The sequence below is a fragment of the Micromonospora antibiotica genome (genome assembly GCF_017599305.1).
Taxonomy (GTDB): Bacteria; Actinomycetota; Actinomycetes; order Mycobacteriales; family Micromonosporaceae; genus Micromonospora; species Micromonospora antibiotica.
Genome location: NZ_JAGFWR010000001.1, coordinates 381,750 through 395,979, shown reverse-complemented (window position 1 = coordinate 395,979; position 14,230 = coordinate 381,750). Strand labels below are relative to the sequence as shown.

Genomic DNA, 14,230 nt, shown 5'->3' with positions numbered 1-14,230 from the left:
ACTCGTCCACTTGTAGATACGTTTCCTGGTGTGCGGCCGGGGTGACGGCTCGTGTCAGGGGTGGTCGCGGTGTCGGCCCTGGTCGCACCTATGCGCGGCGTCCTGTGGGACCGGTTGCGGTAGCCGCGTAGACAAGTTGGCTCGGCGATATCCGACCCGTCCGGCGTCGGACGGTGCGCCGTGCCTTCATCCGGGCCGGCGGCCGGCCACAACCAACGCTTGTGGTCGGCCGCCGGTTCCTCGTCTACCTGTGGAGGTGCGATGCCCGGCTCTCACCGTCGACACGGTTGGTTCTCGTCCTGGCGACCCCGCCGACGTACACCGATCCCGACCACCAGCGGCAACACGCCGTCGGCGTCGTCCGGCGGATCGGTCGGCCCTGCGCCGTGGTGGTCGGTCGGCGTCACGCGGGAACTGCCCGTGCTGCGGTATGCGCCGTTGATGACGGTGGCTCAGGCGCACCGGGGCCATGGTGGGCGGTGGACACGATGACCCGCCTGAGCAAGCCGGCCCCGGTCACGAGTCACCCGGACTGGTGCACGCCGGAACGCTGCGGCTATCTGGTGCCGCCGGTGATGGCGCACATGGCCCGTCGTCATCGCGGCCACATGCTCCGGGTTGGTGAGAAGCGGGCGAGTGGGCTCATCGTCACGTACCTGATCAGTGCGGAGACCCCCGGTGCTCCGCTGGTGTGCGTGCACGCGTCGTGTCGGGCGGGGAACGCCTGGGCGGAGTTGTCGCTGCCGGAGGCGGCCGAGTTGGTGGCGCAGTTGCGCGGGTTGCTGGCGCAGGCCGGCGGGCAGGGGGCCGGCGATGAGTGACGGCTTTCCCACGAACCGGCGGCTGCCGGCGTCGCCTCGGCCGGTGGTGTGTCCGCCGTGGTGTCGGGGTTGTGGGCCGAACGATCCGATGCACCGGGGGTACCTGGCCACGATCGGGCGGGAGGGGACCGGGTGGGTGAGTCTGCAACTGCTCATCGACCGGTTCACCCGCCGCGACCCGGCGATCAAGCTCGACGCGACCCATTACGGCACCACGCAAACCGTGCTCCTGACGCTGACCAACGTCGACCGGCTCATCGAGGAACTGACCCACGCCCGAGAGGCCATGCAGGCACAGGCCGGGCGGCGCGGGCGGGCGGGAGAGACGCGGTGAGCACCAACGGCCGGCGGGGTGCTGGGGCGCGTGGTCCTGGTGGGCGTCGTGGGCAGCCCCCGCGAGCAGGGGCGGTGGTGGTGCCGGTGGTGCCGGAGCGGCCGGCTGGGGGGACCACCTGGCAGACGTTGGAACGTCTAGGGGGTACGGTGACCGGTGTGCATGGCCGGGACTGGCGCCCTCGCTACCTGCAACTCGCGGAAGAGTTGCGGGTGAAGATCATGGGCGGGGAGCTTGCCCCCGGGACGCTGATGCCGAGCGAAACCGAGCTGGCCGAGTCGTCCGGGCTGTCCCGCACGAGCGTCCGCAACGCCATCCGGCAGCTCCGTGAATGGGGCCTGGTCCGCGCGGAGCAGGGGCGCGGCACCTACGTGCGGGCACCCCGCCAGCGGGTACGCCGTCGCAACACCGAGCGGTACCAGTGGGAGAAGGACCGGGTCCTGCTCGACGAGGACGAACGGTTGAAGACCGGCGCGACGGAACACGACACCGGCCTGACCGTCGATGACCTCAAGTTCCACGCCGAGTACACCCGCGTCGATGCCGATGCCGAGATGGCGGCGGCCCTCCAGGTCGAGCCGGGTGCGCCGCTGCTGCGCCGGGTCTACTGGACATCCTCGCGGCACGAGAACGCACCGCTGACCGTGTCGTACTCCTACCTGCCCTACGACCTGGTCGCCGCGAACCCGGACCTGCTCGACGCCAGCAAGGAACCCTGGCCCGGCGGTACACAGCATCAGCTCTATACCCTCGGCATCGAGTTGGACCGCATCGACGACGAGATCCGGGCGCGTCCGCCGTCGCCGGATGAGGCCGAACTGTTGGACATCGACCCGGGTGTCTCCGTACTCACCGTGCGGAAGACCTCCGTCGACACCACCGGCCGGGTGGTCGAGGTGGCTGACGTGGTGATGCCGGGGGACCGGACCGAGCTTGTCTACTCCCACAAACTCCAGCGGTGGAAAACTTGACGCAGCTCGTCTCGGTCATCACCCCGGTCCACGCGCCCAGCATCGAGTACCTGGCTGGCGCGTACGCATCGCTGGCCAAGCAGGAGATGCCGCCGGGGTGGGACTGGCAATGGCTCGTCCAGGAAGACGGACAGACCGGAGCCCTGACCGACGTCCTGCCCGACGACCCCCGAATCAGCCTCGGCACCGGCCGACCGGGCGGGCCTGGTGTCGCCCGAACCCTTGCGCTGTCCCGGGTTGACGGTGACCTCATCAAGGTTCTCGATGCTGACGACCAGTTGACCCCCGGCGCGCTTGCTCGGGACATCGCCGCGTTCGAGGCGAACCCAAAGATCGGATGGACCACCTCGCGGGTACTCGACCTGCTGCCCGACGGGTCGACCGCCGGATGGGACAAAGACCCGGCCGGAGGGGTCATCGACCGGGGCGCGGTCCTGGCCTTCTGGCAGGCCAACGACTACCGGGCATCCGTACACCCCGCGACCCTGTGCCTACGCCGGGACCTCGTCTTCGCCCTCGGCGGCTGGATGGCCCTACCCGCCTCCGAAGACACCGGCCTTCTCCTGGCCGCCAACGCCGTCACCCCCGGCTACTTCACCCGCGAATACGGCCTGCTCTACCGCAAGTGGCCCGGCCAGGTCACCAGCCAAGCCGCACACCGCGAACCCGCCGAATACCAAGCACGGATGATGATCATCGAGGCCAGAGCCGCCGCCCTGGCCTCGATGGTCCCGCACGGCTTCGGCGGCAAAGCCACCACGTAGCCCGATGCCGCCGCCTTTGGTGGTTCCACCCTCGAAGTGGCATAGGTCAAACCGAGGGCTGGAGCATCACCCGTTGGGCAATATTTCCCGACTGGCCTTTATCGCTCCTCTTTCTGCCCTGGTGACTGTTCGAGTTGGAGTTCACGTTTGCGCTGCTCGTCGCGCAAGCGCTCGACATTCTGTGCGAATAGGCGCAGCCTCGACGCTTCCTTTCCGTCGCCGTGTTCTGCATATTCGTTCAAACGGAACTGTGTGGCGTTGTAGTGCTTCTCAATTTCATCGGCAGTCAGTTGCAAGTTGTAACCGCGCTCGCGGAATTTGAAGTAGGCAGCCAGCCCTGCGGTGATGCTGATGAAGGCGGTGAGACCTGTTGAAACCCAGCTCAACGGGTGCTCCCCGGCCATGACTGCCGTGGTGGTGGAGGCGACTACGGAGCCGATGATGATAATGGCTTGAACGGTATTGTGTGCCCTGAGGTTGCGAGTAGCGCGGGTGCGGAACTGTGCAACAATGTCCTGCGACGCCTCCCGGTACAGACGGAGCGACTCCAGGGACTCTGATGGTATTCGAGTGGCGGCACTCTGGCGGTCATGCCCGAGGTTGCGCACCATCACATCGAACTCAATTATCTTGCGGCGGTTTTTGAGGACGAGCCAACCCATGCCAATGCACAAAACCAACAGTGCAATCAGCCCGACATAGCGGGTTGTGACGGGCTTCTCGTGCCATAGCCCGACAACTACCGAGTAGGCAAGTAGTGCAATTAGTGCGAAGCTGGAAATCAGGATTAGCCAGTATGCGAACTGGGCGGATCTGGCCGTGCGGAGCTGATCAATTGCCAGTTCGTAGTTCTTGCCGATTTCTCGGTATCTCTCCTGAGCCTCGAAAGCGCTGACAGGCCGCGCCTCCGTCTCATTGTGTCGGGCTTGGCTCTGCGGGTCATCAGGGGTGGTCACAAACACTCCGCACATGGTCGGACGCTGACAGTGAAGGCCGGCCAGTTTCCCTCGTGCGTAGTTCGAAAAGCAAGGTTCTGTCACATTGATGTCAATCGGTTCGTACGGGAGTTGGCACGTCGACTGATCCGCAGGGGACCGCGAAGCTTGTTGACTTGTCTGCCAAGTGGGGTCTACCTTGGAGTTCCACTTGGCAGACATGCCAACAACCTGGAGGTTGAGCGATGGCTCTGCGTGGCGGTACGAGGTTCGCCGTGCGTTGTGAGGACGTGTTCCCGGCGGGGTGCGCCCTGGTCCCCGAGTCGCTGGGTGAGGTCGAGGACTACGACGAGAAGACCGGGCGGCGTAGCCCGGCGAAGGACAAGCTGACCGGTCAGCGGGTGTGGCAGGTGCGGGTGATGGACCTGGACCCGGAGCTTGGCAAGCGCTCCCGGGAGACAACGGTCAAGATCTCCGCCGACTACCAGCCGGTGCCGCCGACAGGTACGCCGTTCGAGGCGGTGGAGTTCGAGGGCATGACGGTCACGCCGTACGTGACCAACAACAACCGGATGGCGTACTCGCTGCGGGCGACCGGGATGCGTGCCCCGGCGGGTGTGGCGAAGAAGACGGCGGCGTAGCCGCTGAAGGTTGGGGGCGGGGCTGTCTGGTCTTGGCGGACGGCAGCCCCGCCCCCTTGGTGTCTCTTTCCCCTGCTCTGTCGAGAGAGGTAGTGACGTGTCCAAGCGTAGGCGTTCGGCTGCCCCGGCTTCGCCTCGGTGCGAGGTGTGTCAGTCCCGGTTCGACCCGTCCACCGGTGCCGATGGCCGGTGTGCTGGCTGTGTCGGGCAGCTCGTCCTTCCGTTTCCTCCGGTCCGGGATGCGTCGGGCCGGTTCGTGTCCCTGCGGGGTGGGCGATGATGCGCCGGCCCCGTGGCGGGGTGGTGATGGTGACCGCCGGGGATCTGATGGTGGTCCGACCGAAGCGATTTGTCCTGCCGATGTGGCTGGTCGTGCTCGGCCTGGTGCTGCGCTGGGCCGCCCGGGTGTGCTGGTGGTGCCTGCGTCACCCGGTCGCCGTCGGCCTGGCCGTGGCCGCCGTCGTCCTCTACACCGAGTACGGCTGGCCGGGCCTGATCGTGCCGCTGGTCCTGGCATCGGCGGTGTCGGCGTTGTGGCGGTGGCGTGATGAGGCGTCCTGGTGGCGGTGGTGCGCCGGGCCGTTGCTCGGCCGGTTCCGTCAGGTCGTCGTCTACCGGCGGGCCTGGCAGGAGGCGATGACCCTGTGCGGCCTGGCCGCAACGTATGACCATCTGCCGGTCCTGCCGCAGTTGCTGCGGGTGCGCTCGGATCAGGCCCTGGATGTGCTGACCGTGCGGATGGTCCGGGGGCAGACCCCGGCCGACTTCCAACAGGTCACCGCGAACCTCGCGTACGCCTTCGGCCGGCGGCACGCCCGGGTCTACTCCGAGCGCCCCGACACCCCGCCTACCCGTACCGGCTACTGGGCGCTGCTGCTCGGCTGGGTGGATCGGCTGCGGTTCCGGGACCGGCCGACGCTGGTCTACCTGGTGCTCGTCCGCACCGACGCGCTGCGGCCGGTCGTGCCGCCGTTCGACATCCCGGCCGTTCCCGACTTCACGGCGTTGCCGTTGGCGCGGCGGGAGGACCTGGGGACGTGGTCGCTGCACCTGCTCGCCACCCATGTGCTGATCGGCGGGGCCACCCGCTCCGGGAAGGGCTCGGTGCTGTGGTCGCTGGTCCGCTCGCTGGCCGGTGGCATCACGTCGGGCCTGGTGCGGCTGTGGGTGATCGACCCGAAAGGCGGGATGGAGTTCGCCATGGGCCGGCCGCTGTTCGCCCGGTTCGCGTGCAAGTCGTTCGAGGCCATGGCCGATCTCCTCGACGAGGCCGTGACGGTGATGCGGGAGCGTCAGACCCGGCTCGCCGGCATCGTGCGGGTGCACACGCCGACCGAGGCTGACCCCCTGGTCGTGGTCGTCATCGACGAGATGGCCGCACTGACCGCGTACCTGCAAGACGTCGACCTCCGTAAGCGCATCGCCGGCTCGCTGGGGTTGCTGCTGTCGCAGGGTGCCGGGGTCGGGGTGCTGGTAGTGGCGGCGTTGCAGGACCCGCGTAAGGAGGTGTTGCCGTTCCGGGACCTGTTCCCGACCCGCATCGCCCTCGGACTGACCGAAGCCGCTCAGGTTGACCTCGTGCTGGGTGACGGTGCCCGCAACCGGGGCGCCCTCGCCGACCAGATGCCCCGATGGGCCAAGGGCGTGGGGTACGTGATCCTCGACGGCACCCCGGAACCGATGCGGGTCCGGTTCTCCTACGTCAGCGACGACGACATCCGCGACCTGGCCCAGCGATACCCGGCTCCGGCCGACGCGGCGGACATCCTCGCCCAGGTCGGCCGCGAGTCCACCCCGGAACCGGCCCGGCCGTCCCTGCCCCGGCCCCGACGCGGGCCACTGCTGCCCGACGCGCTGCGCACCATCCTCGACACCGACCAGGGCGAACCCCGATGACCGGCACCGACGGCCGGCGCTTCTACCGGCTGCGCACCCCCGAACCGGTCACCGCCGTGTCCGTCCGCGTCGACCCCGACCGACCCGACCCGTACCCCGTCTATCTGGCGGTCGGTGCGGGCCGGCGGCGGATGTCCCTGACCCCCGATGAGGCGTGGGCGCTGTGGCGCTGCCTCTCCGAAGCCGTCGCCACGCTCGGCACCCCTCCCGACTACATCCGCACTGATATCCGACCGGCCCGGAGGTAACCGCCATGACCACCCTTGCCCGTGTCATCAACCGGTTCCGGCGTCCGCTGCGCATCCGGCTCGTCGGCCCCGCCGACCAGACCGCCGCCGCCCTGCACGGCCTCGCGCACATGGTCAACCGCCGCCCCGACATGGCCGACCGGCGCATCCGCATCGACCTCACCATCCGCGAGAAGCCGATGCAGGAGTGGCGATGACCACACGCACCGAAACCGCCGTACGCCTGGTGATCCTGCTCGCCATCGGCACCATGGCCGGCGCAGCCGCCTTCACCCACGTCCACGACCTGTCCGTCACCCACGGCCAACCCGACTGGATCGGCTGGGCCAACGCCGTAGCCGTCGAACTCATGACCATCTACCTCGGCCTGGAACTCCGCGCCCGCCGTCGCACGGGTCGGCCCGTCGGCCTGGTCGGCTCGCTCCTGGTCGCGTTCGCGCTGCTGTCCCTCGCCGCCCAGGTCGCGGAAGCCGAACCGTCGGTGTGGGGCTGGACCGTGGCAGCCGTACCGTCGCTGGCGTTCCTCGCCCTGGTCAAGGTCGTCCTGTCCAACGCCCCCGCCGTGCCGCCGGCTCCCGAACCGGACCAACCCCCGGGCGACTGGTACGACGTGCCCGAGCAGGCCACCACCGACCCGGAACCCGAGCGTCCGGCCGACCCTGTCCCGCCGGCTGTCCCGGCCCCGGCTGCCATCTCTGCCCCGGCGGCCGTGCTGCCTCCGCGTGTCGTCCCCTCGAACCGGCCGCACGTCGTCGGGATCATCCGATGACCGCCACCGTCGCCGCCGGCCGGTGGCTACCGGAACTCGTGCACGACCTCGATCAACCCGACGATGTGCGCGTTGAACTCGTCCAGTTCCTCAGCCGGAACCCACAGCTCCAGGATGGTCTTCCCGCCGGCCTGCTGGACCGGGTACCGGCGCAGGAACTCCGACTCCACCCGGAACCGGGTGACGTAACCGACGCCGGACGCCGGCACGTTCCAGTCCCGGGCGATCATCACCGCGTAGTCCTCGTTCAGGACCGGGTAGAAGATCGGCTGATCCGGCAGACGCGGCGGCCACGCCCGCCATCCGGACTCGCGGACGAGATCCAACTCTTCCGGCCCGGTCGGACGCCACAGCACCGTCGTACCGTCATCGCCGCTCATGTCGACCTCGTCACTCGGGTTTCTGGTGAGCCCGGACAGTACCGGCGCACCCACACCCGGAACCACCGCATTCCGCTCACGGCGGGGGTGGGCCGATGACTGCTCCGACCCTCCCGGGCCTCGAACCCGTCGCCCCGACCCCGGTTGCTGTTCCTCGGCCGGGGTCGCGGGCGGCCCGCATGGCGCTCCCGCGCTCGGTCGACGTGCTCAAGGAGATCGCCGCCGAGTACGGCGTCTGCGTACGCCCCCTCGCCATGCGCCGCACCGACCTCGACACCGGCCTGACCGAGGTTATCGACCTGCCCTGTGGGGCCACCCGGGAAGACAAGTGCGCCCCGTGTGCCAAGAAGAACCGCCGACTGCGGCAGGCCCAGATCCGGGAGGGCTGGCACCGCGACGACGAACCCCTACCGCCACCGGAACCCGCGACCGAGGAACAGAAGGCGCTCATCCTGTTCCGCGCACACCTGGAGTTCTCCCGCGACGAGGCCATCCGCGCCGCCGAGTGGGAGCAGGTCGAAGAACTCGACGAGGGAATCAGCGAGGTCGAAGAAGCCATCACGGCGGAGGGCCTACGCGGGCGGGTCGGACCACCCCACGCCGGCATCGACGAGGACTCCGACGACACCGGCCGCCGGCGCAAGCGCTCCACCAAACGGCGGCAGGACGCACCCGAGCTGCCACGCCGAAAGGTCGAACGGCGCACGGTCGGCAGGACTTACACCGCTGCGGACGGCACCACCTACCGGCCGTCGATGTGGCTGACCCTCACCCTCGACTCCTACGGCCCGGTCCGCCCCGACGGCACCCCGGTCAACCCCGACCGGTACGACTACCGCCGCGCCGCCTGGGACGCCGTCCACTTCCCCCGCCTCCTGGACCGGTTCTGGCAGAACCTGCGCCGCTGCGAGGGCTGGAACGTCCAGTACGCCGGCTGCGTCGAGCCACAACGCCGACTCGCCCCACACGCCCACTTCGCCATCCGGGGCACGATTCCCCGCGACACCCTCCGCACCGTCGCGGCGGCCACCTATCACCAGGTGTGGTGGCCGGCGGTCGACGTCCAGCGGTACACCGCCGACCGACCCCCGGTGTGGGACGAGGACGCTTCGGCGTGGGTCGACCCGGACACCCGGTGCCCGTTGGCCACCTGGGGCGAAGCACTCGACGCCATTGACAACGACCCGCACGCCGAACCGGTGCACGTCGTCCGCTTCGGTACCCAGGTCGACGCCCGGGGCGTCATGCCCGGCACCACCGACGCCGAACGGACCATCCGGTACGTCACGAAGTACATCACCAAGCACACCGGCGACGTGCACAAGGCCAGCACCGACCGGCAACGCAAACACCTCGATCGGCTGTGGCGGGAACTGCGCGTCACCCCCTGCACCGACCGGTGTGCGAACTGGCTGCTCTACGGCGTCCAACCGAAGAAGGCGAACGCGAAGCTCAAGCCGGGCCGCTGTAGGGGCAAGGTCCACCAGCGGGACACCCTCGGCATCGGCGGCCGGCGCATCCTCATCTCCCGCGACTGGTCCGGCAAGACGCTCAGCGACCACAAGCACGACGTCCGGGCCTGGGTGCGGGCGCTGCTCGGCGTCACCACCGATAGCGCCAACGCCGACAGCGGCGCGGCCGGCGGCCCCGGGCAGCTCGTCGACGACCAGGGCGACACCGTCGAACGGGTCCGGCACGCCTGGGAACTCGCCCGGCCCGACGACCCGGACGTGGGGCCGCTGTCCCATCGGCTCATGCGGTCGATCAGCGAACGCGCCCGCTGGCGGTCCGAACTACTCGCCGTGAAGAACCGGGCTGCCCAGGGGTCGCCCGATCTTTCGGCAACTCAGCACAACGCACGGCACGACGGAGAGGAAGGCGACAGTGGACGAGGTTTTGACCATCGAGCAGGCCGCGGCCCGGATCAACATGAGTGAGCGGTACGTCCGCCGGCTGGTCGCCGAACGGCGTATCCCGTTCCACAAGCTCGGCCGTAGCGTCCGGATCAAGGCCGTCGACCTGGCCGCGCACGTCGAGTCCGGGCGGGTGGAGCCGCTGACCGCCTCGGGTGTGTGGCGCGACCTTCAGCGGGTGGCGTGATGGCTAACAAGGAAGGTCACCGCCGGTTCGGCAGCGTCCGCAAGCTGCCGTCGGGGCGCTATCAGGCCCGGTACCCCGGCCCGGACGGGCAGATACGCAACGCGCCGGAGACGTTCGCCCGGAAGTCCGACGCGGACCGGTACCTCACGCTGGTTGAGGCGCAGATTGCCCGGCACGAGTGGACCGACCCGACCCAGGCCAAGATCAAGCTTGCCGACTACGCGCGACGCTGGATCGATCAGCGGCCGAACCTGCGACCCCGGACCGTGCACCTGTACGGCTGGCTGCTCGACAAGCACATCGTGCCGTACCTCGGTGGGGTCGAGCTGGGTCGGCTGGACACCCCGATGGTCCGCGACTGGCGGGCGGAACTGCTCGGCAACGGCGTCTCGGTGAGCATGGCGGCCAAGGCGTACCGGCTGCTGCGGGCGGTGCTGATGACGGCGGTGAAGGAAGACATGATCCTGCCCCGCAACCCGTGCCGCATCCCGGGTGCCGACCAGGAAAAGCCGGCGGAACGCCCGGTGCTCACCCTCGCCCAGGTCTTCAAGCTGGCCGACGTCGTGCCACCCCGGTACCGCGCCCTGGTCCTCGTCACCACCTTCGGTTGCCTGCGCTGGGGTGAGGTCGCCGCGCTGCAACGGCAGGACGTCGACGCGGTGGCCGGCACCATCCGGGTACGGCAGGCGTACACCGAACAGCGTGGGGTCGGCTTAGTGCTCGGTCCGCCGAAGTCCCGGGCGGGCCGGCGCACGATCACCCTGCCCCCGGCGGTCGTCGCGGTCGTCCGTGACCACCTGGCCGCCGAGGTCGACGACAACCCGGAAGCGTTCGTGTTCACCACCGAGAGTGGGCGCCCGATCTGGCGGGGCAACCTGAACAAGCTCATCGACTGGAAGGCGAACGTCTCCCGGATCGGTCAGCCCAACCTGCACTTCCACGACCTGCGGCACACCGGGAACACCCTCGCCGCCCAGACCGGGGCCAGCACCCGGGACCTGATGGCCCGGATGGGGCACGACTCGCCGCAGGCGGCGCTGATCTACCAGCACGCCACGGCGGAAGCCGACCGGGCCATCGCCCAGGCGCTGCACGAGGCGGTGCGGGCCGACCGGAAGAAGACCACGAAGGCGACCGGCGGCAAGGGCAAGAGCGGGAAGAAGGCCGGCGGGAAGAAGGGCAGGAAGCGGCCGACTGACCGGGACGAGGCTGGCGGCGAGCAGGGCTAATGGCACGCCAATGGCACGGCGCATGATCGTTGACCTTGAAACATCGAAGGCCCTGACCAGGATGCGCATCCTGGTCAGGGCCTTCGTGGTGGAGCGGGTGACGGGAATCGAACCCGCACTGTCAGCTTGGGAAGCTGATGTTCTGCCATTGAACTACACCCGCAAGCGGGACCACTGTACCTGAGGTGACCATGCCCGCGCACCCTGGCACCCCCGCACGTCGCCGGACACCTTCCGTAGCCGATCGACCACCAACTGCTGAAATGAAACGGTCAGATGTTTCACAGAAGCAGCTTAGGGACGTTCTCAAACGTGTCGATCAGTTGTAACGTCACCCCCACGTTCACGACCTCGGCGCGACATACCCCCTGTCGCGCCGCCAGAAAGAGGTGGGCCCATGGGACTACGTCCCAACCTGCTGACCCGGCGTGCCGCCGGTGTCGCATCGACGACCTTCGCGCTGCTGCTGAGCACCGCTGCGGTGGGCGTCGTGCCTGCGGCTTCCGCGTACTCCGCAGCCCCCGATAACGCCCCCTGCGCGGAGCCGGCCGACGTCCACGAGGACGTCCACTCCGACGCGCGCGTTCGCGGCGGCAGCAAGGCCGCGCACAAGCGGCACGACCCGAACCAGCTGACCGCCACGCAGGTCAAGGAGCGGGAGGCGGACTTCGCTGCCGCCCTGCGCAACAGCGCCCTGCGGTCGAAGTCCAGCATCCGCACCGGTTCGAGCGAGGGCACGACGGTGGCGCTGGCCCCGATCACCGTCCCGGTCGTCGTCCACGTGATCCAGCGGGACAGCACCCGGGCCGGGGGCAACATCCCCGAATCTATGATCAACGAGCAGATCAGCGTGCTCAACCAGGCGTACAGCGGTGCGACCGGCGGTGCGGCCACCGGCTTCACCTTCCAGCTCCAGAAGATCAACCGGGTCACCAACGCGTCGTGGTACCCGATCGTGCAGGGTTCCTCGGCCGAGCGGGCGATGAAGACCCAGCTGCGCACCGGTGGCAAGAACACCCTCAACTTCTACCTGGGTGAGCTGAGCGACGACCTGCTCGGCTGGGCGACCTTCCCCAAGCGCACCCTGGACGTGATGGACGGCGTCGTGGTGCTCGGCGAGTCGCTGCCGGGTGGCGCCGCCACCAACTACAACCTGGGTGACACCGGCACCCACGAGGTCGGCCACTGGCTGAACCTCTACCACACCTTCCAGGGCGGTTGCTCGGGCTCGGGCGACGGCGTCTCGGACACCCCGGCCGAGCGTGAGCCGGCCTTCGAGTGCCCGACCGGTCGGGACACCTGCACCGCGTCCGGCAAGGACCCGATCACCAACTTCATGGACTACACCTACGACTCGTGCATGTACCAGTTCACCGCTGGTCAGGCGAGCCGCATGGTGAACGCGTGGACCGCCTACCGCGCGTCGGCCTGACCGACACACCGCAGGCACCGGTGCCGGCTCCGTCCTTCCCGGACGGGGCCGGCACCGTCGTCTTCCGGGTCAGGCGGCGGTACGCCGGGTGTCGAACCCGTGCCGACCACGCCGGGCCGGCCGCTGGTCGGGCAGGTCGGCGACACCCGGCCGGCCCGCTGTCGGGTCCAGCCAGACCTGCACGGCGGGACGCCCGCCGTCGGGGCGCAACTGGCCGCCGTGGTCACGCCGGGTCAGCATGGCGACGTCCACGCTGAACTCGAAGAGCCGCCAGTCGACCTGGGGAGCGGCCCGACCGATCGCAGCCACCAGCGCCACCCGGGCCGGATCGGTCACCGGCTCGGCCCGACCGGCGAGATACGCCTCGTCGTCGCTCTCCTCCGACGGGAACGAGTGGAGCGCGTAGCGGCCGTCACGTTCGAGGTCGCGTCGCTTGGGTGAGTCGACGACGAAGCAGAAGAGCCCGCCGTCGGTGACCAGCGGGCAGACCGGGTGCACCCGGGGACCACCGTCGGCGCGGACGGTGGCCAGGTAGCCGAAACCCGGCCCGTACTGCTGGAGGAGAAGGCGGATCCCGTCGGCGAGTCGTGGCTCGTCGGCGGCGAATGCGGACCAGGATGCCATGCCGTCATCCTATCGAACAGGCGTTCGAAAATCAGTCCGACACGCAGGTGGAAGGGCCCGGCATCCGCCCCGCAGCCACCGCCGACGACGACCGCGGGCGGCCCGGTGGGTCGGGGCGGCCGACGCGCCGACGAGGCCGGCGGGACGGCCCGGTGGGCAGGGCGGACTGGCGTGCTCGATAGGGTGGCCCGATGCTGCTCTCCGACCGGGACCTGGTCTCCGAGATCAAGGCCGGCACGCTGGCGCTGGAGCCGTTCGAGCCGAGTCTGGTGCAGCCGTCCAGCATCGACGTGCGCCTCGACAAGCTGTTCCGGGTCTTCAACAACCACCTCTACACCCACATCGACCCGGCCGTGCAGCAGGACGACCTGACGTCGATGGTCGAGGTGCCGGCGGGCGAACCGTTCGTGCTGCACCCGGGTGAGTTCGTGCTCGCCTCCACGCTTGAGGTCATCTCGCTCGGCGACCAGCTCGCCGGCCGGCTGGAGGGCAAGTCGAGCCTGGGCCGGCTGGGCCTGCTCACCCACTCGACCGCCGGCTTCATCGATCCGGGCTTCTCCGGCCACGTCACGCTGGAGCTGTCGAACGTGGCCAACCTGCCGATCACCCTGTGGCCGGGCATGAAGATCGGCCAGCTCTGCATCTTCCGGCTCTCCTCGCCGGCCGAGCACCCCTACGGCTCGGAGGTGTACGGGTCGCGTTACCAGGGCCAGCGCGGGCCGACGCAGAGCCGCTCCTGGCAGAACTGGCGCATCTGGCCCACCCGCTGACCGACACCCCACCGGCGCGGGCCGCACCCCGAGGACGCGGGCCGCACCCCGAGGACGCGGGCCGCAACCCACGGACGCGGGCCGCAACCCACGGACGCGGGCCGCAACCCACGGACGCGGGCCGCAACCCACGGACGCGGGCCGCAACCCACGGACGCGGGCCACGAGCCCACCGGCGCAGCCGCACCCGAGGATGCGGACCACACCTCGGCGGCACCGGCCACAACCCACCAGCCCGGCCGCACCTCAAGGGCGTGGACCACAGCCTGGCGGTGCGGGCCGCATCCCGGGGACGGGCCGCCGGAGCACGGTCGTA

At 69.4% G+C, this 14,230-nt stretch carries 17 protein-coding genes and 1 tRNA gene; 14 read left to right on the top strand and 4 right to left on the bottom strand.

Translation table 11 applies throughout. The features are described from left to right. The first annotated feature begins 488 nt into the window (after positions 1-488). The 4 genes from JQN83_RS32705 (at position 489) to JQN83_RS01850 (ending at position 2,890) form a co-directional block, all read left to right on the top strand. The gene (locus JQN83_RS32705) at positions 489-821 is read left to right on the top strand and encodes a hypothetical protein (RefSeq protein ID WP_244251550.1); all 333 of its coding nucleotides are present in this window, start codon (positions 489-491) and stop codon (positions 819-821) included. 136 nt (positions 822-957) lie between these two features. Continuing rightward, positions 958-1,155, top strand: a complete 198-nt coding sequence (locus JQN83_RS01860; protein ID WP_307798950.1) for a precorrin-4 C11-methyltransferase — start codon at positions 958-960, stop codon at positions 1,153-1,155. Between the two features lie 149 nt (positions 1,156-1,304). Continuing rightward, positions 1,305-2,126 (top strand): GntR family transcriptional regulator, encoded by an 822-nt coding sequence (locus JQN83_RS01855; RefSeq protein WP_208565253.1) that lies wholly within the window; start codon positions 1,305-1,307, stop codon positions 2,124-2,126. Beyond that, entirely contained in the window at positions 2,114-2,890 is a 777-nt protein-coding gene (locus tag JQN83_RS01850) for a glycosyltransferase family 2 protein (protein ID WP_307798949.1), read from the top strand. Before JQN83_RS01855 ends, JQN83_RS01850 begins: the two co-directional genes overlap by 13 nt. Positions 2,891-2,988: 98 nt before the next feature. Here JQN83_RS01850 and JQN83_RS34015 read toward each other — a convergent pair whose 3' ends face one another. Next, positions 2,989-3,852: a DUF4231 domain-containing protein gene (locus JQN83_RS34015; protein WP_307798948.1), complete on the bottom strand. Its 864-nt coding sequence runs from the start codon at positions 3,850-3,852 to the stop codon at positions 2,989-2,991. Positions 3,853-4,070: 218 nt separating this feature from the next. Here JQN83_RS34015 and JQN83_RS01840 point away from each other — a divergent pair, with 218 nt between their 5' ends. From JQN83_RS01840 to JQN83_RS01820, 5 genes are all read left to right on the top strand, one after another. Continuing rightward, positions 4,071-4,466, top strand: a complete 396-nt coding sequence (locus JQN83_RS01840) for a transcriptional regulator (RefSeq protein ID WP_208565252.1) — start codon at positions 4,071-4,073, stop codon at positions 4,464-4,466. A gap of 306 nt (positions 4,467-4,772) precedes the next feature. Beyond that, entirely contained in the window at positions 4,773-6,362 is a 1,590-nt protein-coding gene (locus JQN83_RS01835; RefSeq protein WP_208565803.1) for an FtsK/SpoIIIE domain-containing protein, read from the top strand. Beyond that, positions 6,359-6,610: a hypothetical protein gene (locus JQN83_RS01830; protein ID WP_208565251.1), complete on the top strand. Its 252-nt coding sequence runs from the start codon at positions 6,359-6,361 to the stop codon at positions 6,608-6,610. The genes JQN83_RS01835 and JQN83_RS01830 overlap by 4 nt, the downstream gene beginning before the upstream one ends. Before the next feature lie 5 nt (positions 6,611-6,615). Next, positions 6,616-6,807, top strand: coding sequence for a hypothetical protein (locus tag JQN83_RS01825; RefSeq protein ID WP_208565250.1), 192 nt, complete (start codon positions 6,616-6,618; stop codon positions 6,805-6,807). Further along, positions 6,804-7,379 (top strand): DUF2637 domain-containing protein, encoded by a 576-nt coding sequence (locus JQN83_RS01820; protein WP_208565249.1) that lies wholly within the window; start codon positions 6,804-6,806, stop codon positions 7,377-7,379. Before JQN83_RS01825 ends, JQN83_RS01820 begins: the two co-directional genes overlap by 4 nt. Before the next feature lie 26 nt (positions 7,380-7,405). Here JQN83_RS01820 and JQN83_RS01815 read toward each other — a convergent pair whose 3' ends face one another. After that, positions 7,406-7,759, bottom strand: coding sequence for a hypothetical protein (locus JQN83_RS01815; protein ID WP_208565248.1), 354 nt, complete (start codon positions 7,757-7,759; stop codon positions 7,406-7,408). A 95-nt stretch (positions 7,760-7,854) separates the two neighbouring features. Between JQN83_RS01815 and JQN83_RS01810 the strand changes: the two genes are divergently transcribed. Genes JQN83_RS01810 through JQN83_RS01800 form a run of 3 tightly spaced genes read left to right on the top strand, consistent with a single transcriptional unit; the run spans position 7,855 to position 11,088 of the window. Then, positions 7,855-9,696 (top strand): replication initiator, encoded by a 1,842-nt coding sequence (locus tag JQN83_RS01810; RefSeq protein ID WP_208565247.1) that lies wholly within the window; start codon positions 7,855-7,857, stop codon positions 9,694-9,696. Next, positions 9,689-9,859 (top strand): helix-turn-helix domain-containing protein, encoded by a 171-nt coding sequence (locus JQN83_RS01805; RefSeq protein WP_241773897.1) that lies wholly within the window; start codon positions 9,689-9,691, stop codon positions 9,857-9,859. Before JQN83_RS01810 ends, JQN83_RS01805 begins: the two co-directional genes overlap by 8 nt. Then, a complete protein-coding gene (locus tag JQN83_RS01800) occupies positions 9,859-11,088 on the top strand; it encodes a tyrosine-type recombinase/integrase (protein ID WP_208565246.1) in 1,230 nt (409 codons plus the stop codon). The genes JQN83_RS01805 and JQN83_RS01800 overlap by 1 nt, the downstream gene beginning before the upstream one ends. 89 nt (positions 11,089-11,177) lie before the next feature. Here the strand turns inward: JQN83_RS01800 and JQN83_RS01795 are convergent. Beyond that, positions 11,178-11,251, bottom strand: a tRNA-Gly gene (locus tag JQN83_RS01795). A 234-nt stretch (positions 11,252-11,485) separates the two neighbouring features. On the opposite strand from JQN83_RS01795, the gene JQN83_RS01790 reads away from it, so the two are divergent. Beyond that, on the top strand, positions 11,486-12,520 hold the full coding sequence (locus tag JQN83_RS01790) for a zinc metalloprotease (protein WP_208565245.1): 1,035 nt from the start codon (positions 11,486-11,488) through the stop codon (positions 12,518-12,520). Positions 12,521-12,589: 69 nt separating this feature from the next. Here JQN83_RS01790 and JQN83_RS01785 read toward each other — a convergent pair whose 3' ends face one another. Beyond that, entirely contained in the window at positions 12,590-13,144 is a 555-nt protein-coding gene (locus JQN83_RS01785; protein WP_208565244.1) for a pyridoxamine 5'-phosphate oxidase family protein, read from the bottom strand. Positions 13,145-13,335: 191 nt separating this feature from the next. Between JQN83_RS01785 and dcd the strand changes: the two genes are divergently transcribed. Further along, positions 13,336-13,914 carry a dCTP deaminase gene (gene dcd, locus JQN83_RS01780; protein ID WP_208565243.1) on the top strand — a complete coding sequence of 193 codons (579 nt, stop codon included), beginning with the start codon at positions 13,336-13,338 and terminating at the stop codon, positions 13,912-13,914. Positions 13,915-14,230 lie beyond the last annotated feature (316 nt).